The organism is Pseudoalteromonas denitrificans DSM 6059 (assembly GCF_900112265.1).
In the GTDB taxonomy this organism is placed as follows: domain Bacteria; phylum Pseudomonadota; class Gammaproteobacteria; order Enterobacterales; family Alteromonadaceae; genus Pseudoalteromonas; species Pseudoalteromonas denitrificans.
In genome coordinates this window covers 273142-295070 of the sequence record NZ_FOLO01000001.1, presented here as the reverse complement: position 1 = coordinate 295070, position 21929 = coordinate 273142, and the positions used below count along the sequence as shown (strand labels likewise).

15 protein-coding genes are annotated in these 21929 nt (G+C 35.0%); 9 read left to right on the top strand and 6 right to left on the bottom strand.

The genetic code is table 11. The features are described 5' to 3' along the window. The first annotated feature begins 11 nt into the window (after positions 1-11). The gene (mutS, locus tag BM088_RS01165) at positions 12-2594 is read left to right on the top strand and encodes a DNA mismatch repair protein MutS (RefSeq protein WP_091979004.1); all 2583 of its coding nucleotides are present in this window, start codon (positions 12-14) and stop codon (positions 2592-2594) included. Positions 2595-2659: 65 nt separating this feature from the next. Here the strand turns inward: mutS and BM088_RS01160 are convergent, their stop codons facing one another. Beyond that, positions 2660-3229: a LysE/ArgO family amino acid transporter gene (locus tag BM088_RS01160; RefSeq protein ID WP_245763723.1), complete on the bottom strand. Its 570-nt coding sequence runs from the start codon at positions 3227-3229 to the stop codon at positions 2660-2662. A gap of 151 nt (positions 3230-3380) precedes the next feature. On the opposite strand from BM088_RS01160, the gene BM088_RS01155 reads away from it, so the two are divergent. The 5 genes from BM088_RS01155 to BM088_RS01135 all read left to right on the top strand — a co-directional run bounded on the left by BM088_RS01155 (position 3381) and on the right by BM088_RS01135 (position 11721). Next, positions 3381-4286, top strand: coding sequence for a LysR family transcriptional regulator ArgP (locus BM088_RS01155; RefSeq protein ID WP_091979000.1), 906 nt, complete (start codon positions 3381-3383; stop codon positions 4284-4286). Between the two features lie 93 nt (positions 4287-4379). Further along, positions 4380-4967, top strand: coding sequence for a TetR/AcrR family transcriptional regulator (locus tag BM088_RS01150; protein WP_091978998.1), 588 nt, complete (start codon positions 4380-4382; stop codon positions 4965-4967). A 265-nt stretch (positions 4968-5232) separates the two neighbouring features. Continuing rightward, complete coding sequence (locus BM088_RS01145) at positions 5233-6378, top strand: efflux RND transporter periplasmic adaptor subunit (protein WP_091978996.1); 1146 nt, start codon at positions 5233-5235, stop codon at positions 6376-6378. Continuing rightward, the gene (locus BM088_RS01140) at positions 6378-9701 is read left to right on the top strand and encodes an efflux RND transporter permease subunit (RefSeq protein WP_091978994.1); all 3324 of its coding nucleotides are present in this window, start codon (positions 6378-6380) and stop codon (positions 9699-9701) included. Before BM088_RS01145 ends, BM088_RS01140 begins: the two co-directional genes overlap by 1 nt. Positions 9702-9834: 133 nt before the next feature. Then, positions 9835-11721: a DUF885 domain-containing protein gene (locus BM088_RS01135; RefSeq protein WP_091978992.1), complete on the top strand. Its 1887-nt coding sequence runs from the start codon at positions 9835-9837 to the stop codon at positions 11719-11721. A 31-nt stretch (positions 11722-11752) separates the two neighbouring features. Here the strand turns inward: BM088_RS01135 and BM088_RS01130 are convergent, their stop codons facing one another. From BM088_RS01130 to BM088_RS01115, 3 genes are all read right to left on the bottom strand, one after another. After that, a complete protein-coding gene (locus BM088_RS01130; protein ID WP_091978990.1) occupies positions 11753-12454 on the bottom strand; it encodes a hypothetical protein in 702 nt (233 codons plus the stop codon). A gap of 417 nt (positions 12455-12871) precedes the next feature. Continuing rightward, positions 12872-14101: a hybrid sensor histidine kinase/response regulator gene (locus BM088_RS01120; protein ID WP_091978986.1), complete on the bottom strand. Its 1230-nt coding sequence runs from the start codon at positions 14099-14101 to the stop codon at positions 12872-12874. Continuing rightward, positions 14094-16475: a response regulator gene (locus BM088_RS01115; protein WP_091978983.1), complete on the bottom strand. Its 2382-nt coding sequence runs from the start codon at positions 16473-16475 to the stop codon at positions 14094-14096. The genes BM088_RS01120 and BM088_RS01115 overlap by 8 nt, the downstream gene beginning before the upstream one ends. 226 nt (positions 16476-16701) lie before the next feature. Here BM088_RS01115 and BM088_RS01110 point away from each other — a divergent pair, with 226 nt between their 5' ends. Further along, a complete protein-coding gene (locus tag BM088_RS01110) occupies positions 16702-17319 on the top strand; it encodes a LysE family translocator (RefSeq protein ID WP_091978981.1) in 618 nt (205 codons plus the stop codon). 57 nt (positions 17320-17376) lie between these two features. Here the strand turns inward: BM088_RS01110 and BM088_RS01105 are convergent, their stop codons facing one another. Next, a complete protein-coding gene (locus BM088_RS01105; protein ID WP_091978979.1) occupies positions 17377-19179 on the bottom strand; it encodes a DUF885 domain-containing protein in 1803 nt (600 codons plus the stop codon). 141 nt (positions 19180-19320) lie between these two features. On the opposite strand from BM088_RS01105, the gene BM088_RS01100 reads away from it, so the two are divergent. Next, positions 19321-20145 carry a mechanosensitive ion channel family protein gene (locus BM088_RS01100; RefSeq protein ID WP_091978977.1) on the top strand — a complete coding sequence of 275 codons (825 nt, stop codon included), beginning with the start codon at positions 19321-19323 and terminating at the stop codon, positions 20143-20145. Positions 20146-20351: 206 nt separating this feature from the next. After that, the gene (locus BM088_RS01095; RefSeq protein ID WP_091978975.1) at positions 20352-20693 is read left to right on the top strand and encodes a hypothetical protein; all 342 of its coding nucleotides are present in this window, start codon (positions 20352-20354) and stop codon (positions 20691-20693) included. Here BM088_RS01095 and BM088_RS01090 read toward each other — a convergent pair. Continuing rightward, on the bottom strand, positions 20632-21873 hold the full coding sequence (locus tag BM088_RS01090) for an HD-GYP domain-containing protein (RefSeq protein WP_091978972.1): 1242 nt from the start codon (positions 21871-21873) through the stop codon (positions 20632-20634). The two genes, BM088_RS01095 and BM088_RS01090, sit on opposite strands and share 62 nt — an antisense overlap. Between the last annotated feature and the right edge of the window lie 56 nt (positions 21874-21929).

Genomic DNA, 21929 nt, shown 5'->3' with positions numbered 1-21929 from the left:
AGATAATTTTTATGTCAATTGATCTTTTTTCTGAACATACTATAAGCCAACAAACCCCTATGATGCAGCAATATTTGCGAATAAAAAAAGATCATCGTGAGATCTTATTATTCTATCGCATGGGTGATTTTTATGAGTTATTTTTTGATGATGCAAAAAGAGCGGCTCAATTACTAGATATATCACAAACCCATAGAGGTAAGGCGGGTGGAGATCCTATCCCTATGGCTGGTGTACCTTACCACGCTGTTGAAAATTACTTAGCGCGTTTAGTGCAAATGGGAGAGTCTGTTGCTATATGTGAACAAGTTGGCGATCCTGCCACCAGTAAGGGACCAGTCGATAGAAAAGTTGTTCGTATTGTTACCCCTGGTACTATTTCTGATGAAGCATTATTACAGGAAAGACAAGATAATTTACTTAGCGCAGTATGGCAACAAGATAAAGGCGATTTTGGCCTGGCATATTTAGATATCAACTCAGGCCGGTTTAATATCGTTGAAGCAGCCGATGAAGAAGCCCTTAATTCTTGTTTACAGCGTATTCAACCCGCAGAACTGTTATATCCTGAAAATTTTAAGCCATTTCATTTAATTGAAGGTTTTAAAGGGTGTCGTAGGCGCCCTCTTTGGGAATTTGATTTAGATACCGCAACCAAATTATTATGCCAGCAATTTGAAACTAAAGATTTAATTGGATTTGGAGTCGCGCAAGCTAAAGCGGGGTTAATCGCCGCAGGTTGTTTGATGCAATATGTAAAAGATACACAAAGAATTTCACTACCGCATATTCGTGCAATCACGTTAGAGCAAAATGATCTCAATGTTATATTAGATGCTGCAACGCGAAAAAATTTAGAGCTTACCTTAAATTTATCTGGTGGTTTTGAAAATACTTTAGCACAAGTCCTTGATAAAACTGCAACAGCAATGGGATCTCGACTTTTAAAACGTTGGATCCATACACCTACTCGTTGTCATAAAACACTCAATGGTCGTCTTGATGCTTTATCAGAGTTGATAGATACGGGGCTCATTCCTGATATTTATCAATCTCTGCGTAATATAAGTGATGTTGAACGTATCGTTGCTAGGCTCGCTTTACGCTCAGCCAGACCCAGAGATTTATCTCGCCTCAGAAATGCGCTGCAAGAATTGCATCCATTACAAGACTTATTAACCCATACAAGCACTAAACGCCTAGATAAAATTAAACGCAGTTCACCTATTTTACCGCAACTTCAAAGTTTGCTTGAAAATGCCATTATTGATAACCCACCCGTGCTTATTCGTGATGGCGGCGTAATAGCACCAGGCTACCATGCTGAATTAGATGAATGGCGCGCACTCAGCCAAGGTGCAACTGATACCCTTGAAAAACTTGAACAAAGAGAACGTGAACGTACAGGAATAGCTACCCTTAAAATTGGTTATAACCGAGTACATGGTTTTTATATTGAAGTCAGTCGTGCCTATTCAGATCAAGTACCGGTGGAATATGTAAGAAGGCAAACCCTTAAAAACAATGAAAGGTACATAATCCCAGAGCTAAAAGAGCATGAAGATAAAGTGCTAGGCAGCCAAAGTAAAGCCTTAGCACTGGAGAAAAAACTTTATGAAGAATTATTTGATTTAATTGAATCTAATTTAGAGCAATTGCAAATTATGTCGGCAGCATTAAGTGAACTTGATGTATTAAATAATTTTGCTGAACGCGCTGAGGCACTAAATTATCAAAGGCCTATGTTGGTTGATGGGCAAATAATTGATATAGAGCAAGGTCGTCATCCTGTTGTAGAACAGGTAATGAAAGACCCATTTATTTCAAACCCGATTAAACTATCGCAAGAACGAAAAATGTTGATTATAACGGGTCCCAATATGGGCGGTAAATCAACCTATATGCGTCAAACAGCATTAATTGTACTTATGGCACATATAGGTAGTTTTGTGCCAGCTTCATCGGCAAAAATAGGTCTCATTGATCGCATATTCACCCGCATTGGAGCCAGTGACGATTTAGCATCCGGACGTTCAACTTTTATGGTTGAAATGACTGAAACTGCAAATATTTTAAATAATGCAACGCAACACTCCCTTGTATTAATGGACGAAATAGGCAGGGGAACCAGTACTTATGATGGTTTATCTTTGGCTTGGGCAACAGCTGAGTATTTAGCCAATCAAATTTCCGCAAAAACCTTATTTGCAACTCATTATTTTGAACTAACAGAACTTCCCGATCAATTACCGCAATTAGCAAATGTACATTTAGATGCCGTAGAACATAACGATACTATCGCATTTATGCATAAGGTCTTAGATGGTGCTGCAAGTAAAAGTTTTGGTTTGCAAGTTGCCTCACTGGCTGGTGTTCCAAAACCAGTCATAAAACAAGCAAAACAAAAGTTACATATGCTAGAAAATCATCAAAGTGTAAGTGAAATATCTCCAGTGACAAATTCACAACAAACTGAATTATCATTTAATGAAACACCACACCCTGCTATGGACACATTAACAAGGTTAGACCCTGATAATTTAACACCTAGGGAAGCGCTTCAGGCTCTTTATAAACTAAAAGATATGCTTTAGTTTAAAGTATCAGTCCATTTGAAAAATGACTTAAACACATTGAGTTATATGTGTTTAAGTTATTTCTAAAATTGATGTGAAAATAGTGAATAAGCGACTAACCACATAATAAGCCCAACCAGTATATCTATAACTCTTTGCACTTTAGGTTGCGCTAACCAAGGTGCCATTTTTGCAGCTCCCATAGCTAAGCTATAAAACCATATTAATCCAGCTAGCATAGTACCAATCGCAAATGCGAGTTTTTCATTACCCACAAACTGCCCGCCTACACTCCCTAGAATCATCACAGTATCAAGATATACATGCGGATTTAATAAGGTCACAGCAAAAGTTGTTGCAACTACAGCAGACTTACTTTTAAGCCCTTTTTCACTCGTAAAGTCCTGATACTTATTTTGCCATGCAGCTTTAAATGATATCAAACCATAAACAAGTAAAAAGGAAATTCCTCCCCAAGTAACCAAGAGTAAAATCCAATCACTACTGGCTATAAGTTGGCTACCGCCAAATACGCCTAAGCCAATTAAAATCACATCACATAGCATACAAATTGTGGCAGCCAAAATATGATGGTTTCGCTTTATTCCCTGCCCTAAAATATAAGAGTTTTGTGCACCTATAGGAATGATCATACTCCCACCTAAAACCAAACCTTGAAGCATTGCTGAAATAACCATTAACAGAATCTCACTTAAAATTGATGGTGTAAATTTAATGCTTAAACTAAAATAAATAAAATTAATGTTTTTTATACTTAATAAATTTTACTTATAAAGTGGCTAAATGAATCAATTAGATTACAAATTACTACATGCTTTAAGCGTAATAATAAAGCAGCAAAGTTTTGAAAAAGCAGCCGATGAATTATGCATAACTCAGCCCGCAGTATCTCAAAGAATAAAACAATTAGAACAGCTGGTTGCACAACCTGTACTTATTCGTTCACACCCTATTGTTGCGACTGAACTTGGCAAAAAGCTATTAAGCCACTATCAACAAGTGCAACAATTAGAAGCCGAACTGTTACCTCAAATTTTGCCTGATCAACCTCAGTCTACTTTGACTATAAACTTAGCAACAAATGCCGATAGCTTAGCAACCTGGCTAATAGGGGCATTAACGCCTTTAATCAATAAACATCTTATTGAACTTAATTTAATTGTGGCAGATGAGTCTCGTACATTATCTAAACTCAAAAATGGTGAAGTTTTTGGTGCGATTAGTATTCAAGATACGCCATTATCTGGTTGTGAAGTAACAAAACTTGGGACGATGAATTATATATTAGTGGCATCACCAGAATTCAAACAAAAGTATTTTGCTAATGGTATTAATAGTGACACTTTAAAGCATGCTCCCGGCGCAGCATTTGATCAAAAAGACGACATGCATATTAAATTTATTGAACAGCATTTTGGCTTAAAAGGTGGCAGCTACCCATGTCATACCGTACGTTCATCGGAAGCATTTGTAGAATTAGCAAAAAAAGGTGCTGCATACTCATTGATCCCAGAACTACAAATAGCAAAAGAACTGACTTCAGGTGAAATCATAAATATACTGCCTAATGTAAAATTAACGCAAAATCTATATTGGCATCGCTGGGTTTTAGTAAAAGGTGTTTATAAACAAATATCTGAAGCCATAATACAATCAGGGTTTAAAGCATTAAATATATCTAATATTTAATGGTTTTATATTAGCAATTGACATTAGAGACGACTGGTCCAATAATATTCGGATTAAAGCAACTATTTTTTAACATTTATCCGAGATAGCAAAATGGTAAAACAAGATACCCGAGAGATGATATTAACTGCTGGTCACTCTCTTATAATTGAAAAGAGCTATAACGGATGTGGCCTTAAAGAAATACTAGATGCTGCTGGCGTACCCAAAGGCTCTTTTTATCACTACTTTAAATCTAAAGAAGATTTTGGTATGGCGCTTATTGAGCGTGCTTCAGACGAAAACAGTGAATTTATGCGCGATATATTTCGCGATAGAAAATTTACACCTCTAGCTAGAATTAAAAATTTCTTTGCTCGCATTCAGCAATTTCATGACGAAGAGGGTATAGACTGCCAATGCTTGATCCCTAAACTTGCTTTAGAGCAATCGAAATTAAGTGAATCAATGCGTGGCGCTTTAAAATGCTCTCAAGACTCCATGAATGCACAACTTGCGCAAGTGATTAATGAAGCGCAAGCTGAAAATGAACTTCAAAGTAATATAAACCCTCAAAAAATGTCAGGCTTTTTATTTAGCGCCAGTCATGGTGCATCCATTCAAATGCAAGTAGAAAAGAGCGCGCAACCTTATAACGACTTTGTTGATATCATTTTTAAACATATATTAACCAATAACTAAAAATCATATAATTAATAATATCTTAGTTACATTGTCATCTGAGAAATAACGCTGAAAATTTATATCCAGATGACAAGCAGTACGTTATTTCAACATTCAAAAGCCTTCTTAGTCCCTAAATTCTTATATACATTTTAATATTAAATAGATCAAAAAAAATAAATTTCAACTTGCATCTGATCGCAAAATAATCAAAAATACACCTCTAGACGACTGGTCTAATAACATCGTAAGATTTGTAACATCAATATTATCGGGGGATGATATGCGTCAAAATGCATTTTTAAGCTTAATAAAAGAATCTATACTGGGCATTCTTTTCATATCGAGTGTGATTACACTCACTTTCTCAAACACAGCTTCGGCAAACCAAGTTGTACGGTTCTCTACGGTAGCACAGCAAGAGTTACAGGCACATAAGCGTGTAACAGGTACCTTAAAAGCACTCTCTCAAACACATATTGCTTCTGCTGAATCAGGTGTTATTACCACAGTTTTTGTAAATGAAGGCGACTCAGTGAAAGCTGGTCAGATCTTGCTAGAAATTGATACTCGTAAGATCTCAGCAGAAAAGACACGCTTGGAAGCTGAACTTGCTTTATCAAAAGCAAAACATGCATTGGCTCAAGCTGAATTTAATTTAGCCGAAGATGATTATATCGCTTATAAGCATTCAGCTAATAAAAATGCGATTTCAGAGCAAAGATTACGTCAAAGTAAAGCTGCAGCCTTATCCGGTCAAGCAAATGTAATTGCTGCTCATGAAGCAATTAAAGCCCTGCAAGCCCAAATAAGCATCATAGATGTTCGCCTAGGCGATATGTCAATTAAAGCACCTTTTGATGGTCAAATTACTCAAAGAGTAGCGGAACCTGGCCAATGGTTAGGTGCGGGCGATACATCATTTACTTTAACGTCTTTAGGCAAGCTTGAAGCTTGGTTAGATGTACCTGAACGTCTTACTCATAGTTTAGATATTATTCCAACACAAATTGGTTTAAATGTCGGTGATGAAATGCTTAATAGCGTAAACATAAAAGTATTACGTAATGTTGATGCACGCGCTCGTACATTTAAAGTCATTAGCCAAGTTCAAAATTCAGGCTTAATGCCAGGTATGTCAGTGACAGCTTGGTTACCTGAAGGTGCTAAATCAAAATATTTAACAGTGCCAAAAGATGCCATTGTGCAACGAGGCTCTAATACCTTAGTTTATAAAGTCAATACAAATGGTGATAAACAAATGGCAGAAGCGATCCCTGTTTCAGTTATATTTCACCAAGGTAACATAGCTGCAATATCAAGCCATATGTTAAAGCCTGAAGATAAAGTGATCACCGAAGGCAACGAAAGATTAATGCCAGGCCCGGTATTTGCTGTTGCAGACGATAATAAAATTAAGGCGCTGTAATGAAAATTGTAGAAACGGCTGTAAAGCAGCCGATCAGCGTCATAGTTGGCGTCATATTATCTATTCTTGCGGGTATATTGGCATTTAGCCAAGTACCTGTTCAAATGACTCCTACCGTAGACTCTGTTGTTGTGAGTGTACGTACTTTTTGGGAGAATGCTTCACCCGAAGAAATTGAATCGGATATTGTTGCCGAACAAGAAAAAGTACTCAGCGATGTTACTGGGTTAATTTCAATAACCAGTATTAGTCAAACATCTGCGGCCCAAATTCGCTTAGAATTTAAAACAGGCACTGATATTTCCAAAGCTCAAGCTGAAGTTGTACAAAAACTCAATGAAGTCCCTGCATACCCTTCAGGTGTATCTGAACCTACAGTTGAAGGCGTTGATCCTAATTCTGTAGATTATATTTCTTGGGTGGGTTTTGCTGCTACTGATCCAAACTTTGATAATACAACCTTATATGATTTCATGGAGCGACGTTTACGTCCTCGTTTGGAAAACATTGACGGTATTTCAAAAGTCGGCATTTTAGGTGCCAGAGAGCGAGAGCTGCAAATTCGTTTTGATCCAACTCGCCTTGCTAATTATGGCATTAGCTACAGTCAACTTGTGAGCGCCATTCAACTTACTAATAGTAACTATTCAGGTGGTAAATTACCTGACGGTAAAAATGATATTCGTGTGCGTGCTATGGGTCGATTTAGTGACGTAGAAACGGTTGAAAATACCGTTATTCGCCGAGATTCCAATGGCCCAGTATATTTAAGAGACGTAGCCGAAGTAATCGAAACTTATAAAGAAATGACTGATTGGGTCCGTGCTCGTGGTGTGAAAATGCCATTTTTCAACTTCCAACTAGCCAATGGAGCCAATTTAATACAAGCTATGACTCAGCTTAAAGCTGAAATTAAAACCCTGAGTGCTCCAGGTGGCCTATTAGAACAACACGCCAAAAAATTAGGTTTAGAGGGCACTTTTGAAATGGTTATGGTCGTTGATTCGTCTAGCTATGTTAAAAACTCAATTTCCTTAGTACAAAGTAATATTTTTGTTGGCGGGCTATTAGCCGTTATAACGCTTTTATTATTTTTACGTTCAATTCGTACCATAGGTGTTATAGCCATTGCGATCCCGATTTCTATGGTCGGTTCAATTGTAGTGTTAGTTGCCTTAGGTCGTTCAATAAATATTGTTTCATTAGCTGGGATGGCGTTTGCCGTAGGTATGGTGGTTGATAATGCTATTGTCGTCATTGAAAATATTTTCCGCCATCTAGAAATGGGGAAAAAACCATTAAAAGCAAGTGTTGAAGGCACACAAGAAGTTGCAGGTGCTGTATTTGCATCAACACTTACAACCCTAGTCGTATTTATTCCAATATTAACAATTCAAGACAGCGCAGGTCAGCTTTTTAGAGATATTTCTTTAGCGATAATGGCAGCTGTAATGATTAGTTTCATTGTATCTGTGTTAGTTATTCCTGTTGCCGGAGCTCACCTATTAAGAGCAAGAAATGAGAGTAAACAGGTAAATATTAATCACCCTCTACTCAATAAACTATCAGATAAAGCCAGTGCCGTTCCAAAACAAATAAGTAACTTTGTTTATAACATATCAGGAAGTACCAAAAAACGTCTTACTATAATAGCCAGCTTTGCTACTGTGACTTTAATTGGCATCGCCATTTTAATTCCACCAATGGATTACTTACCAAAAGGTAATAGAGATCTGGCATTTGGCTTTATGGTGCCGCCGCCTGGCTATAACCTACAGCAAGTTTCAGAGATTGGTGAGCGTATGGAATCTCAAATACGTTCATCATGGGAAATTAGTGGTGATCGCTTTGCTGCTGAAACCAACCAACGCGGAGGTCCTCCTTCAACTGAAGATAATAGACCTGATGTTCATCTAATGGATGGGTCAACAATAAAAGCACCTAAGTTAGACAACTATTTCTTAGCGGCTGTTGGTGGCAATGTAATTCATGGTATGTCTCCTATGGAACCAGGAAAAACAGTCGATGCTGTTGACTTTCTGAATCAAACTCTTGTGGGGGTCAATGCACCTGATGTGATTGGTTTTGCATTTCAATTCCCTTTATTTTCAACTGGAGGAACAACTGGATCTGCCATTCAAATTGATTTAGTTGGTGATGATTTATCACAAATCACACAAAGTGCAACAGCTTTATTATTTAAGCTAATAGGAAGTTACGGCCCTTATGCAACGATGCCTGAACCGGCTAACTTTTTACTACCAACACCAGAACTGGCTATCAAACCATTAGATGAACGCTTAGCTGAGCTAGACATGACACGTCGCGATTTAGGTTTAGCTGTTCAAGCAAATGGTGATGGCATCATTTTAATGAATGGTTTTGAAATTGGTGGTGAGCTGAAAGATATCAAAATTGTAAGTAATGCACAGCAAGGTAACTTTCCAATAGATGAGTTATTACAAACACCATTAGCAACGCCTGAGGGTCAAGTCGTTGATTTACAATCTTTAGCATTATTAGAGCGTAGTCAAAGTGTAGATCAAATTAAACATGTAGCACGTCAACGTGCTATTACTTTACAGTTCACACCACCAGCAGGCATGCCGTTAGAGCAAGCTATAGCTTCTATTAATAGCATGGTAGCCGAACTTAGATCTGCTGGTGCTATTTCACCTATCGTTGAGGTCAACTTAGCTGGTAGTGCGGGTAAACTAAATGATATTAAGACTGCATTATTAGGTGATGGCTCACTTGCTAGTACCTTAGGTTCTAGCTTCTTTTTGGCCATGCTAGTGGTTTATTTAGTCATGGTGGTATTATTCCAAAACTGGAAGTATCCACTCGTTATTATGGTAACAGTACCGCTTGCAACTCTCGGTGGATTTATGGGGTTAGCGGCCGTACATTGGGTTAGCGTAATGGACAGATATACACCCATTCAAAACTTAGATGTATTAACACTTTTAGGTTTTGTGATTTTAGCTGGTGTTGTAGTAAATAATGCAATATTGATTGTGCATCAGACATTAAATATTTTGAAACAAAAAAATATTAGTCCACGACAAGCGATTAAAGAGTCGGTTGAAAGCCGTGTTCGTCCTATTATGATGTCAACTTTAACCTCTGTTGGCGGTATGTTACCGCTAGTTCTAATGCCAGGTGCGGGTAGTGAGCTATATAGAGGTCTAGGCGCGGTAGTCGTCGGAGGTTTAGTGGTATCTACCGTATTTACTTTGATTTTAGTACCAATCATATTAAGCTTTATGATAACTGATCAGGACCGCAAACCTGATGAGCTATCTTTAGGGAAAGCCGCATAACTTTGTAGTGAAGTAAATGTGTAAGATATGGAATTCAATTGATGACTGACAAAATCCCAGCTTATGCTGGGATTTTTATTTCTCTTCAATTTTGTATACAATCGTCACCTACTCCCACAGCTTTGGAATTCAAATGCCAAAAATAAGTCTAAAAAAAAGTTTAATAACCTTAGCAATAGCCACAACTTTAGTTGCTTGTGATAATAAACCTTTTGGTGAAAATGAACCTGCTAAAACTCAAAGCACCACTGAGTCTCATAAACACGTTACCCGCGCTGAGCTTGATAAAACCATAAATACTTATACCCAAAACTTTATGACTCTTCAGCCCGCTTTAGCGACATCATTAAAGCTATCTACCAGTATTGCTGGATCTTATAAAAATAAATGGCCAGATTATTCACCTAAAGGCATGTTAGCACTGCAAAATTCAATGCAAAACTCATTAAATGCACTCACAGCCTATGATTTAAAAACTTTGAATGATGCAGACCAACTACACCTTAAAGTTAATCAAGTCATCGCTAAATACTATTTAGGAGATCAAAAGTTTAAAGCTGGTTATATCGATACTTGGGGTGGACATTTACCTTATATTGTTAATCAAATTGCAGGCCCATTAATTGATATACCAAAATTATTACAAGATCAGCACAACATAGAAAACAAACAAGATGTTGAAGATTATTTAACACGTTTAAATGGGCTTGTAGATTTAATTGCCGCTGTTAAAAGTAAAGTTTTAACTGACGCTTCAAATGGTATCATCTTACCAAAAGCTTTATTTCCTAATACTTTAGGTTATTTAAACAATTATGTTGCAATGCCATCAACCGAGCACAGTCTAGTAACAAGCTTAATCAATAAAATGCGCCCCCTTAAAAGCCTCAGTGATGAACAAAAGCAAACTTATGCCAATACTGCAATTAATCTAGTAACTGAAAAGTTATACCCTGCATTTTCAGATATAAAAGAGACTATGATCTCACTTGAAGCTAAAGCACCACCAGAAGATGGCATTTGGGCACAACCTAACGGAAGTGAATTTTATAAACACGAAATTTTATATTTAGCCGATTCAAATCTTAGCCCAGATAAAATACATGAAATAGGTTTAGCCGAAGTTAATCGCATTTCAAAAGAAATGGATCAGATATTAAAATCCCAAGGCATGAATGCAGGCACAATTGGCGAGCGTATGGTTAAATTAGGTGAAATGCCTGAATTTATATATGAGGATTCAGACGAGGGTCGCACAAAATTACTTGCTGATTTAAATACTGAAATTGACAAAATAATGCTCGAGGCACCTAGTTTATTTAATACAATTCCTAAATATGAAGTATTAGTTAAGCGTATTCCTGTTGTATCACAAGATGGTGCTGCGGGAGGTTTTTATATGCCACCGGCACTAGATGGTTCTCGTCCAGGTGAATTTGCAATTAACTTAAAAGATATGAAAGCCCAACCTCGTTTTAGTTTAAAAACTTTAACTTATCATGAAGCTGTACCAGGACATCACTTTCAAATATCTTTAAACATGGAACAAACAGATATTGGCATTATGCGTCAAAATGGCCAATTTAATGCTTATGTTGAAGGTTGGGCACTTTATTCAGAGCAGGTAGCCTCTGAAATGGGTATGTACAAAGATGATCCTTGGGGCAATTTAGGACGTTTACAAGCAGAGGTTTATCGTGCTGCTCGTTTAGTCGTAGATACGGGCTTACACCACAAACGTTGGACTCGCAAGCAAGCAATTGAATATTTCCATAATGCAACGGGCACAGCAATGAGTGATGTAGAAGGCGCTATAGATCGATATATGGCGTGGCCAGGTCAGGCTTTGGGTTATAAACTTGGCATGCTTAAAATTTTAGAACTCAGAGAATGGTCAAAAAAACAACTAGGTAAAAAATTCGATATTAAAGTTTTCCATGACTTAGTATTGTTACCTGGCGCTCGACCACTCACTATTTTAGAAGCCGACGTAAAACGATGGGTCGCTAAAACTAAATAACAAAACGAAAACACTATAAAGCATCTAAATGTTATTTTGATGCTTTTCTTTTTAACATTATTCTTCTCAGCTCTACAGTTAACTTAGGAACTAAAAACGCTAACTTTTCATGAACATAATGATAAACTTTAATTTCATTGAGCTGCACACTTAAATATTTTGACTTATCTATAAAAACATAATTACCGAACTCAGCCTCATCTAAACTAATAATGTAATTTAAGCGACCCTTTTCAAACATTTTGGCTAATTTAAAGCCATTTTTGACCTGATAACGACTGGCTCTTTTATTTTTAAGTAAATGAGAAGAAAAAGTAACTCCTGATACCGTACCGATCACATTTTTTTTATTATCAAAAACAGACTGATTACATAACAGCTCCTTTTGACAGTAAAGCATAAGATAACCTTGTGCTAAAAGAATAGGCACTTTAATAATGCTTTTATTTTTTTCATCTTTTTTATTGGCAACTTTCACTAATAACGCATCTACATGACCAGCTTCTATCTCTAAAAGGGCGCGCCCAGGTGCCATTTGATGAAAAATCACCCTATAGTCCAATCTATTATAAGCCTCCAAAATTATGGCTTTATAAATAGATAAAATATCTAAATCTGAGGTAATAGGAATATTAACAGTTTTTAAATCATCTTCAGCACCAAAAGAAGTACTACTATTTAAAATACAAAGTAAAAGTAACACTTTAAAATTAAAGCTTTTTAATATGGACATGGCCTTCCTCCAATAAAAAGTTACTTTTCAAAGTATGAGGAAGTATTGATATAGCGCAAATTATAATTTCACTTGATAAATTTTCGTTTTTTCAAACATTATATTAAGGAAAATACAGTGCTTTTTAATAACCATTATTCTGAATTAAAAGACAAAGATAAAACTTATATACAATATTGTAAAAAATACTGTTACAAAAAGTCTAGATTATTGGGAAAGTTAATATTTATAATCTTTCTTTGGCTTTTACTTTATAAATTTTTATTGCTGGATGGTATTCACTTATTGCCTGAACACATTACACAATATCAAGGAGGAGTAATCTCTTTCATTGTTTTATTTATCCATATTTTATTACTTATTTTTCCTGTTCGTTACCTCAAAAAATGCAAATAATAAATATAAAGATGAATTTAATCATAATTTTTCATAAGGTAAATAAATATAAAAACAAGCGCCTTGAGGTTTATTTGTTTCATATCTAATTTCACCATTCAGTTTTTGCTCAATGAGTTTTTGTGTGATAAATAAGCCTAAACCACTGCCACCTTCACCCATTCGCGTTGAAAAGTATTTATCAAATATTTTACCTTCATCTTCAGTATTAATGCCCTTGCCATTATCACTCACTTTTATGATCACATTTTCAAGTTTAATTGATACATTAATTGTAATAGCCCCCTTAACCTCATCGTTAAACGCATGATTAAGCGAATTATTTATTAAATTAATTATGACTTGAGAAAGCGCTCCTCCTTGAGCATTTAGAATAATATTACGAGGGCAATTTATTTCAATGCTGTGTGGGCTGCGCTTTATTTTTGGCATCATTAAAAAGAAAATATCTTCTAAAAAATGCTTTAACTCAAATTTAGTTTTTATTTCACTGAATTCACCTACAACGATTTCTTTAAAACTCGAAACAAGTTGGTTAGCATAACGTACATTAGACAGGGATATATCAAAGCTTTCCCGTGATACATATAAATAATTTTCTAATGCTGATTTTGATAGTTTTTGCGCTACAACATCACTTTCTAATTCTTTATTTTTTTCTATCACAGTACTTACTGCGGTATTGATGATACCTAAAGGTGTACACAATTCATGGGTTAACTCTCCCACTAATTCACCTATATGGCTTAGCTTTTCAGACTCTTCTAATTTTTTATCTTTTGCTTTTGCTAAGTTTTCTAATTCTATATTCTTCTCTCGCAACTGGTTTATAAGCTCATCTCTAATGGTAAATAGCCTGCGTAACTTAATATGCGTTGCTACACGCGCAATGATTTCCTCATGTCTTATTGGCTTTGTAACATAATCAATAGCCCCTATTTTAAAACCCGCCACAACATCACTAATATCAGTTCTTGCTGTCACAAAGATAATAGGAATATCTCTTATTGAAGTAATTAACTTCATACGTTTGCACGTTTCAAAACCATCTATGCCCGGCATCATTACATCAAGTAAAATTAAATCGGGTAAAAATAATGAAGCAACTTCAAGGGCTTTTAAACCATCTTGGGCAAACGCAATATCATAACCTTGCACTTCTAATATTTCGGTTAATAATTCTAAATTTTCTTTTTTATCATCAACAATTAAAATTTTTGAACCACTAACATCAATATCTGTTTCAGTCATAACTTATCTCCTTTATAGCTAAAATAAGTCCATCCATATCATAATTATCTATAAATCTTAGTAAATGTTCAGCTAAAGGTTTATTTTCCGGTTCCTGTAATTCAAGATCTGCTAATATGCTTTTAACATGAGATAACCTATTTATTTCTGCTGAGGTTCTTAATTGATTTATCACAGATTCAGAAATGTTAAAGTCCGTTAATACAAACTCTTTAGTAGTTTCAGTTGATAATAAATCATCATTTGACTCATAAGTTGAATCAAAATCATCGGGGAAATATTGTAATATGCATTTGAAAATTTCAGAGAAATGATAAGGCTTTGCGATGAATTGATTAAAGCCAATTTGATAAAAGTGTTTAACTTCATGGCTTAAACTAAAAGCTGATATAGCAATGCAAATTAATTTATCTAACTTTAATTCTTTACGGATCACTTCAATTGCTTCATCTCCTCTCATGACTGGCATTAATAAATCAATAAAAGCAATATCAAATACTTGGCTTTCTAACCTTTCGATAGCTTCTTTGCCATTACAAGCTTCTACCACTTCAATATTACAAGAATGCAATAGCTTAGCTAAAACTTCCCTATTATTAGGATTATCATCAACCGATAGCACTCTGAGTTTACGCTTTGGTTTACATCTTATTCTCATTAGTTTTTTTTCTATTTGAGGAATTGTTTTAACGTCTGAGCGCGCTAGGGGTGTAGAAAAACAAAACTGAGACCCTTTACCAAGGACAGATTTAACCTCAAGGTTACCACCCATCATTTTTGCTTGTTTAAGTGCAATAACCAGACCTAAACCAGAACCACCTTTATCTTCACCCGCTTTACCTTGGGTAAATATCGTAAAAAGAGTACTGAGTTCAGACTCAGAGATCCCAGGCCCGGTATCAAGTACTTCAAATTGAAATACACCATTTTCAGGCTCGCTCAGTATTAAGCTTACTTCGCCTTCATCGGTAAACTTAACCGCATTACTCAGTAGATTAATTAAAATTTGTCGTACTTTTCCTTGATCGCCAATCACATATTCAGCATGTTCCAGTTGATTATCAAAATGCCAACTTAAACCTTGCTCTTTGCATCTCATTAAAAACATTTGGTTTATATCATTCACTAAAGAAACTAGCTCAAAGGTACTTTTTTTAAGAGTCATCGCCCCTGCTTCAATTTTTGAAATTTCCAAAACATCATTAATAATTTCAAGTAAGTGCTGGCCTGCTTTCATTATTTTATCTAATGTATCAGAATGATCTGAAGTGATATTATTAGCAAGTTTCATTAATTGTGTGAAACCTAAAATAGCATTCATGGGTGTGCGAATTTCATGACTCATATTTGATAAAAACTGACTTTTAGCTAAGCTTGCCTGTTCAGCTCTTTTAGTTGCCTGCATTAATTCAAAAGTACGCTCAGAAACCTTTGATTCGAGATTTGTATTTATTACAGCCAGTGACTCTTTCAAGCAAACATTACTACATAATATACTGATATCATTAGAGAAGCTCATCAATAAGTTTTGCTCTTCTATATCCGCAATATCACTATAATTTAACAGTAATAAAATACTTTCATCTTCATCACTTTTATAAATAAAATGAATGGAACGGGTTTCAATAAAAATATTTTTATGTTTTTCATCAACCTGCTTAAAAAAACTAGAGAAATGTTTATTAAAGTTAATTTCAAAATCATCACTTTGTTCAATAAAGTGATGTTCATGGGAGTTAACAACAATAATGCCAAACTCAACAGAACCTTTAGGGTGAAGTGAAAATAAAGGCAGTGTTGTCGGTAATGATAATGCTAAAACATTAAAAAAAGCCTCGCTAGAAGCCACTGATAATAAAGCTTCCATACACAGTTTTATTTTAGCTAACGCATGATGAATACTAACTGAGTTGGATAAATCATTGTATGAGCGCAATGCTGATATAATAGATGTTTGCAGCTTACTATAGGTAAGTTCTGTTTTATTTTTATAATCATTAATATCGTAGTTTTGGATCACATCGGCTTCAGGTGCTGTACCTGGTTGTCCAGTACGTAAGATAATTCTAACAATATTTAAATTAAGCTCTTCTCTTAAATACTTTGCAACTTCAAGTCCTGCATGATTTGTCTCCATTACGACATCTAACAAAATAACAGCAATATTTTCAACTTCAGCTAACATCTTTTTCGCTTGTTCACCAGAATAACAATGCAAGAAAGTTAAGCTTCTGTTTTTGTACTGTACTCCCCCTAAAGCAAGCTTAGTCATCTCATGGATATCAGGCTCATCATCTACAATAAGAATCTTCCAAGGCTCACCATCAAGAATGACTTCTTCCGGTTCATCTACAAATAAAAAAGTATCAGTCACTATTTTTAGCCAGTGCTATTTGATATTTATAAAGTGTAGTTAAAATAATTAAAAGTTCACTTTTGAAATAATGCATATTTATTTAAACGACATATTTTCAGATTTAAAATGAAATGAAGGTTGAGCTAAAACCCAATCTGAGTTGTTTTTTTATATGTGACACGTAAAGTATCTAAATATTTAACTTAACAATCTATTTAAACCTTTATTTTTAAGAGTAATAACAATGTTTGATTTAGCTATTTTAGCGATATTTATTCCAACATGCTTTTTTGTTTCTATCACACCAGGTATGTGTATGACTTTAGCCATGACCTTAGGAATGAGCATAGGTGTACGCCGTACTATATGGATGATGCTTGGTGAATTAATAGGTGTCGCACTTGTTGCTATGGCAGCGGTATTAGGTGTTGCTAACATGATGTTAAACTACCCTACTGTTTTTGAAGTTTTAAAGTGGCTAGGAGCGAGCTATTTAGTGTATATCGGAGTAAACATGTGGCGCACACAAGCCAAAATACTTTTGGAAGGCAATCAGAAATATAGTGTCAGCCGACAGTCATTATTCTCTCAAGGGCTAATCACTGCAATTGCGAACCCAAAAGGCTGGGCTTTTATGATTTCCCTATTGCCCCCTTTTATTAATGTTGAACATGATTTAGCGCCACAGTTAATGACTTTAATCAGTGTTATTATGGTAACTGAATTTACATGCATGATGATATACGCTTCAGGAGGTAAAAGTTTAAAGTTATTTTTAAGTCGTGGTGATAACGTAAAGTGGATGAATCGAATTGCGGGTAGTTTAATGGTTTTAGTTGGTTTCTGGCTGGCTTTAGGATAAATCAAAACTCAATATCAAAATAAAAGCCGCTATTGCGGCTTTATTGAATCTTTTTATTTATACTTTTTGACTTGCTACCCAACGCTTTATCTTTGCTTCTAGGATGGGCATAGGTAATGCGCCATCTATCAGTATTTGAGTATGAAATTGCTTAACATCAAATTTATCGCCAAGTTCTTTTGCACCATACTCACGTAATTCACGAATTTTAAATTGACCAAGCTTGTATGATAAAGCCTGACCAGGCCATGCAATATACCGCTCAACCTCAGACTCAATATCACTGGCTGCCATAGATGAATTTGCTTTCATATATTCTATGCCTTGCTCTCTTGTCCACCCTTTCGCATGAAACCCAGTATCAAGTACTAAACGCATAGCTCTGAGTTGCTCATCAACTAAACGACCATACCACATATATGGGTCTGTAAATAAACCAAGCTCTTTACCCAAACTTTCTGCATATAATGCCCAACCCTCGGCAAAAACAGTATAACCACCAAATTTACGAATACGGGGCAGTGCATCTACTTCTTGCTGTAATGCAATTTGAAAGTGATGCCCTGGAGCCGCTTCATGAATTGATAGCGTCTCTAATAAAAATTTAGGCTGAGCTTTCAAATTATGTGTATTGATATAAAAAATGCCTGGACGAGAGCCATCTGGAGCAGGCCCTTGATAAGAAGCCCCAGCAGCTGATGCAGCTCTAAATTCCTCGACGGCTTTAACGATATAATCGGCTTTTGGCGCAATGTCAAATAACTGAGGTAAGCTTGCATCAATTTTTTGTTTCACTTCTTCATATGCTGTGATCAAAGCTTCAGGGGTATCATAATAAAACTCATCACTTTCCCTTAAATGTACAAAAAATTCAGCCAAGTCGCCTTTAAAGTTAACCTGTTCTTTCACTTTTTTCATTTCACCTAAAATACGTGAAACCTCATTCAAACCTATATTATGAATTTCGTCAGCATTTAAATCTAAAGTTGTATTAGTTTTAATTTGATATTCATACCAAGCTTTCCCATTTGGTAGCTCACTATAGCCTACGCTAGCGCGTGTTTTTGGTATGTATTCTTGTTCTAAAAAATCCACCATGTTTTGATATGCCGGAACTAGATTATTTAAAATCATATTCTTATAATCGATTTTAATTTTTGCTTGTTCAGATCCCGTTAAAGATTTATCCATTGCAACAACTGGCATCCAAAATACGGATTTTGTATGATCAGAAACAACATGCGCTTTAAATTGTGGTAATAGCTTAATAGCTAATACATTTGGTAAAACAATATCTTGTTCTACTCCTTGCCTCATAGCTACCTGAACACTTTCAAGCCAAGTAACAAACCCTTGTGCGCGTAAAGTAAAGTCTTTAAAGTCTTGAGCAGTTTTAAATGGTTGAGCGCTTTGTCCTGAACCTAATCCAGCAAAAGTATTATGTTCTCCACTCATTTGATCTATAGGCAATAAATGATCTAAGAATTTTTCGCCCTCTATTGAAAGCGCTAAATCACGTGTGAAAATCTCATACGTTAATAAAGCTTGCCCTGTCAATTTAGTAATATCTATTTTATCTATTTTATTTTGGTATTTTTTAATAAAAGCTAATTCTTTTTCACGATTCTCTACACTAATAGCAGGTGTAAATTGATCATTATATTGAGATTGACCAACAAAAGTGCCTGAAACCGGACTAAACGCTAACCCTTCGTCAAAATAAGCTTCAACGATATTTTCTACTTTTTTATTTTCAGATATCAGTATGTGTTGTTCTGGTTCAATTTTTTTAACACTAGATTCAACACAGCCAAGTAAACTACTACAAATGGCAAGAGCAATTATTGTTTTATTTTTCATGAGAGACGCTTAATTTAAAAGTATGATTTTGGACCAAAACATCTGGTATTCATTTATTGTCAGTGTATATTCTGTAGTAATAAAACGAAACCTATATAAGCATATATTTATACTTATATTGCCCATTTATTGAGAGCTAAAATGATTGAATCTGAAATAAAACAATTTGAGCAACTCTACGCCTTAATAATTGAATACTTAGTTACTTATAGTTTTCAAGTCATTGGTGCATTATTTATTTTGCTTTTAGGTATTTGGTTAGCTCAAAAAGTATCTAAATTTATTTTTAGATTGATGCAAAAACAAAATATAGATATCACTTTAAGCACCTTTATTAGCAATGTAATCAAAGTATTGTTTATTACTATGGTCGTTGTGATATCGCTCGGTAAGCTAGGGATCAGTGTCACTCCTTTTGTTGCAGCAATTGGTGCAGCCTCTTTAGGAGCAGGCTTAGCATTACAAGGCATGTTATCAAACTATGGTGCTGGCCTTGCTATTATTGCAACACGTCCATTTAAAGTTGGAGATACGATACAAGTAAATAGTGTATGTGGCCAAGTTAAATCAATAGAGCTGGGGGTTACTATTTTGTGCAATGAAGATAATGTAGAAATCACGATTCCAAATAAACATATTGTCGGTGAAATACTACATAACTCTTTTGCTTATTCATTGATTTCAGGTGAAGTAGGCATTGCCTATAATAATTCACCTGATGTTGCAATTGATACCATTTCAACAACTTTAAATCAAATTGAAAATATAGCACAAGAACCTAAAATTCAGGTTGGAATTGAAGCATTTGCAGATAGCAGTATTTTGATTAGTTATCGTTACTGGGTGCCAACAACAACATTAGTTTCTACTAAATTAAAAGTAAATTTAGCAATATTTGAAGCGTTAAAAAATAAAAATATTGAAATTCCATTTCCACAAAGGGTCATAACAATTAATAAAGAATAACTCAAAAGGTTTCTAGCGATAAACTTGAAACCTTTTAATACATAAAATATAAATGTACCTTATTTAAACTCAAATGTATTACCCCCTAGAATCAGTAAATAACAAAAAAGTTAAAATAAAAACACTTAATGATAATAATTATCATTTACATTATATTTATTTAAGGTACACTAGATTTCAAATTAAAGATAAAGGAAATCTATATCATGAATATTGTCATTTTATTTTTTGCCATAAGTAGCAGTTTAATTGCTGTCTATACCTTTAAAAAAAGCATGTATTTTGCAACAAGGGAATTATTAGATCGTAATAATGCTATGACCAGATATTGGTTTGTAGGTATTGCGTGTGCTTGCTTATCTTTAGCAACGTTTTCAATCAGTTTAGGATGCGGTTTAGGCACTTTATGCTGGTTATTATTAATAGGTTCTCATCTTACAGCTATTTTTTCATTACCTAGTATATTTTCTACCCATAAAAAACCAGTTAAGCAATCAGCTGCTCTTTTAAAAGACGACTCAAATTTATTTGATGATCTTGTGGTCTAACACCTGAAATAATTTTTAAAGTGCTATCTTGTTCACTTAAATGAATATCTTTGCTGGTAATATAATGTTTATGCTTAGCATTATAAAAAACTTTAACTTTAGGTCTAATAGGGTCATGTCTATTACCAGCCAATACAATAGCAAGTCTATCCGTTGTCAGTTTCACAATAGAACCGACTGGATGCACTCCCATGCACTTTATGAATTTTTGTACTAGCACTGAGTCATACTTTTCTTTTTGGCCTAATAAATGACGTAATACGCTGATAGGCTCGAGTCCTTGTTTAAAAACTCGATCTGCAGTCATCGCATCATATGCATCTACAATAGCCATCATTCTTGCCGCTTTACTTAACTTTTCGCCTGTAATACCCCTTGGGTAGCCACTACCATCTAGTCTTTCATGATGATTCACAATCATGTCTAGCATAACAGGTGTCACGCCCTTTTGAGTTTTACTTAAGTTAAAACCATGAGCGACATGTTTTTGCATCGCTTTGTTTTCTAACTCAGATAAGGAACTTAACTTATTTATAATACCTAGAGGAACTCTAGCCTGCCCTAAATCATGTAATAATGCCCCTAATGTCAGTTCATGAGCCGATTTTTTAGAGTAATTAAGGTAACGCGCAAAAACAGAAATTAAAATTGCACTATTAATAGTATGACGCCATGCATAAGCATTTTTATCTCTTAAACGTGTTAATACCGCCATTGCATCTTCATTACGAAAAACAGAGTCTATTATTTCTGTAGCAACTTTTTGCAGTATTTTAATATCAACTTTCATACCTGAAGCGATATCTTGATGTACTGTTCTCACTTTATTTAAGCTTTGATCGTATGTTATACATGCTTTTGAAAATTCTTGTTCTAGTGAGATATCATCTAGTATTTGTTTTTTTGTTTTTTTGATTTTCTCTGTACTTTCTATATTTTTCGAGGCTGATTCTTGCAATTTTTTCTCTACAATTGTTTCTTGTTTTTGAGATACAATTGTCGGATCTTTTTGGGCTAAATCCACGACAACTTCAAGTATACCTTCTTTTTTCAGTTGCTCTATTAAATTTTGACTACGCACCCAACCATGCGTTTTAATTTTAAGCTTTTTCTTTTGCTTACTAACGTTTTTTACAAACATTCCTGGGCGTAAATCTGAAATAGAATAGGTTTTAAGCATAAATGAAAGTAACTTCTATATGTTTAACTAAGCAATACCAAAGACTTAAAGTATAA

Coding starts and splice junctions, on each gene's coding strand:
- BM088_RS01160 (WP_245763723.1), bottom strand. CDS start 3,229: ATGATCATTCCTATAGGTGCACAAAACTCTTATATTTTAGGGCAGGGA.
- BM088_RS01135 (WP_091978992.1), top strand. CDS start 9,835: ATGCCAAAAATAAGTCTAAAAAAAAGTTTAATAACCTTAGCAATAGCC.
- BM088_RS01090 (WP_091978972.1), bottom strand. CDS start 21,873: ATGCTTAAAACCTATTCTATTTCAGATTTACGCCCAGGAATGTTTGTA.
- BM088_RS01150 (WP_091978998.1), top strand. CDS start 4,380: ATGGTAAAACAAGATACCCGAGAGATGATATTAACTGCTGGTCACTCT.
- BM088_RS01110 (WP_091978981.1), top strand. CDS start 16,702: ATGTTTGATTTAGCTATTTTAGCGATATTTATTCCAACATGCTTTTTT.
- BM088_RS01145 (WP_091978996.1), top strand. CDS start 5,233: ATGCGTCAAAATGCATTTTTAAGCTTAATAAAAGAATCTATACTGGGC.
- BM088_RS01105 (WP_091978979.1), bottom strand. CDS start 19,179: ATGAAAAATAAAACAATAATTGCTCTTGCCATTTGTAGTAGTTTACTT.
- BM088_RS01130 (WP_091978990.1), bottom strand. CDS start 12,454: ATGTCCATATTAAAAAGCTTTAATTTTAAAGTGTTACTTTTACTTTGT.
- BM088_RS01095 (WP_091978975.1), top strand. CDS start 20,352: ATGAATATTGTCATTTTATTTTTTGCCATAAGTAGCAGTTTAATTGCT.
- BM088_RS01100 (WP_091978977.1), top strand. CDS start 19,321: ATGATTGAATCTGAAATAAAACAATTTGAGCAACTCTACGCCTTAATA.
- mutS (WP_091979004.1), top strand. CDS start 12: ATGTCAATTGATCTTTTTTCTGAACATACTATAAGCCAACAAACCCCT.
- BM088_RS01120 (WP_091978986.1), bottom strand. CDS start 14,101: ATGACTGAAACAGATATTGATGTTAGTGGTTCAAAAATTTTAATTGTT.
- BM088_RS01155 (WP_091979000.1), top strand. CDS start 3,381: ATGAATCAATTAGATTACAAATTACTACATGCTTTAAGCGTAATAATA.
- BM088_RS01140 (WP_091978994.1), top strand. CDS start 6,378: ATGAAAATTGTAGAAACGGCTGTAAAGCAGCCGATCAGCGTCATAGTT.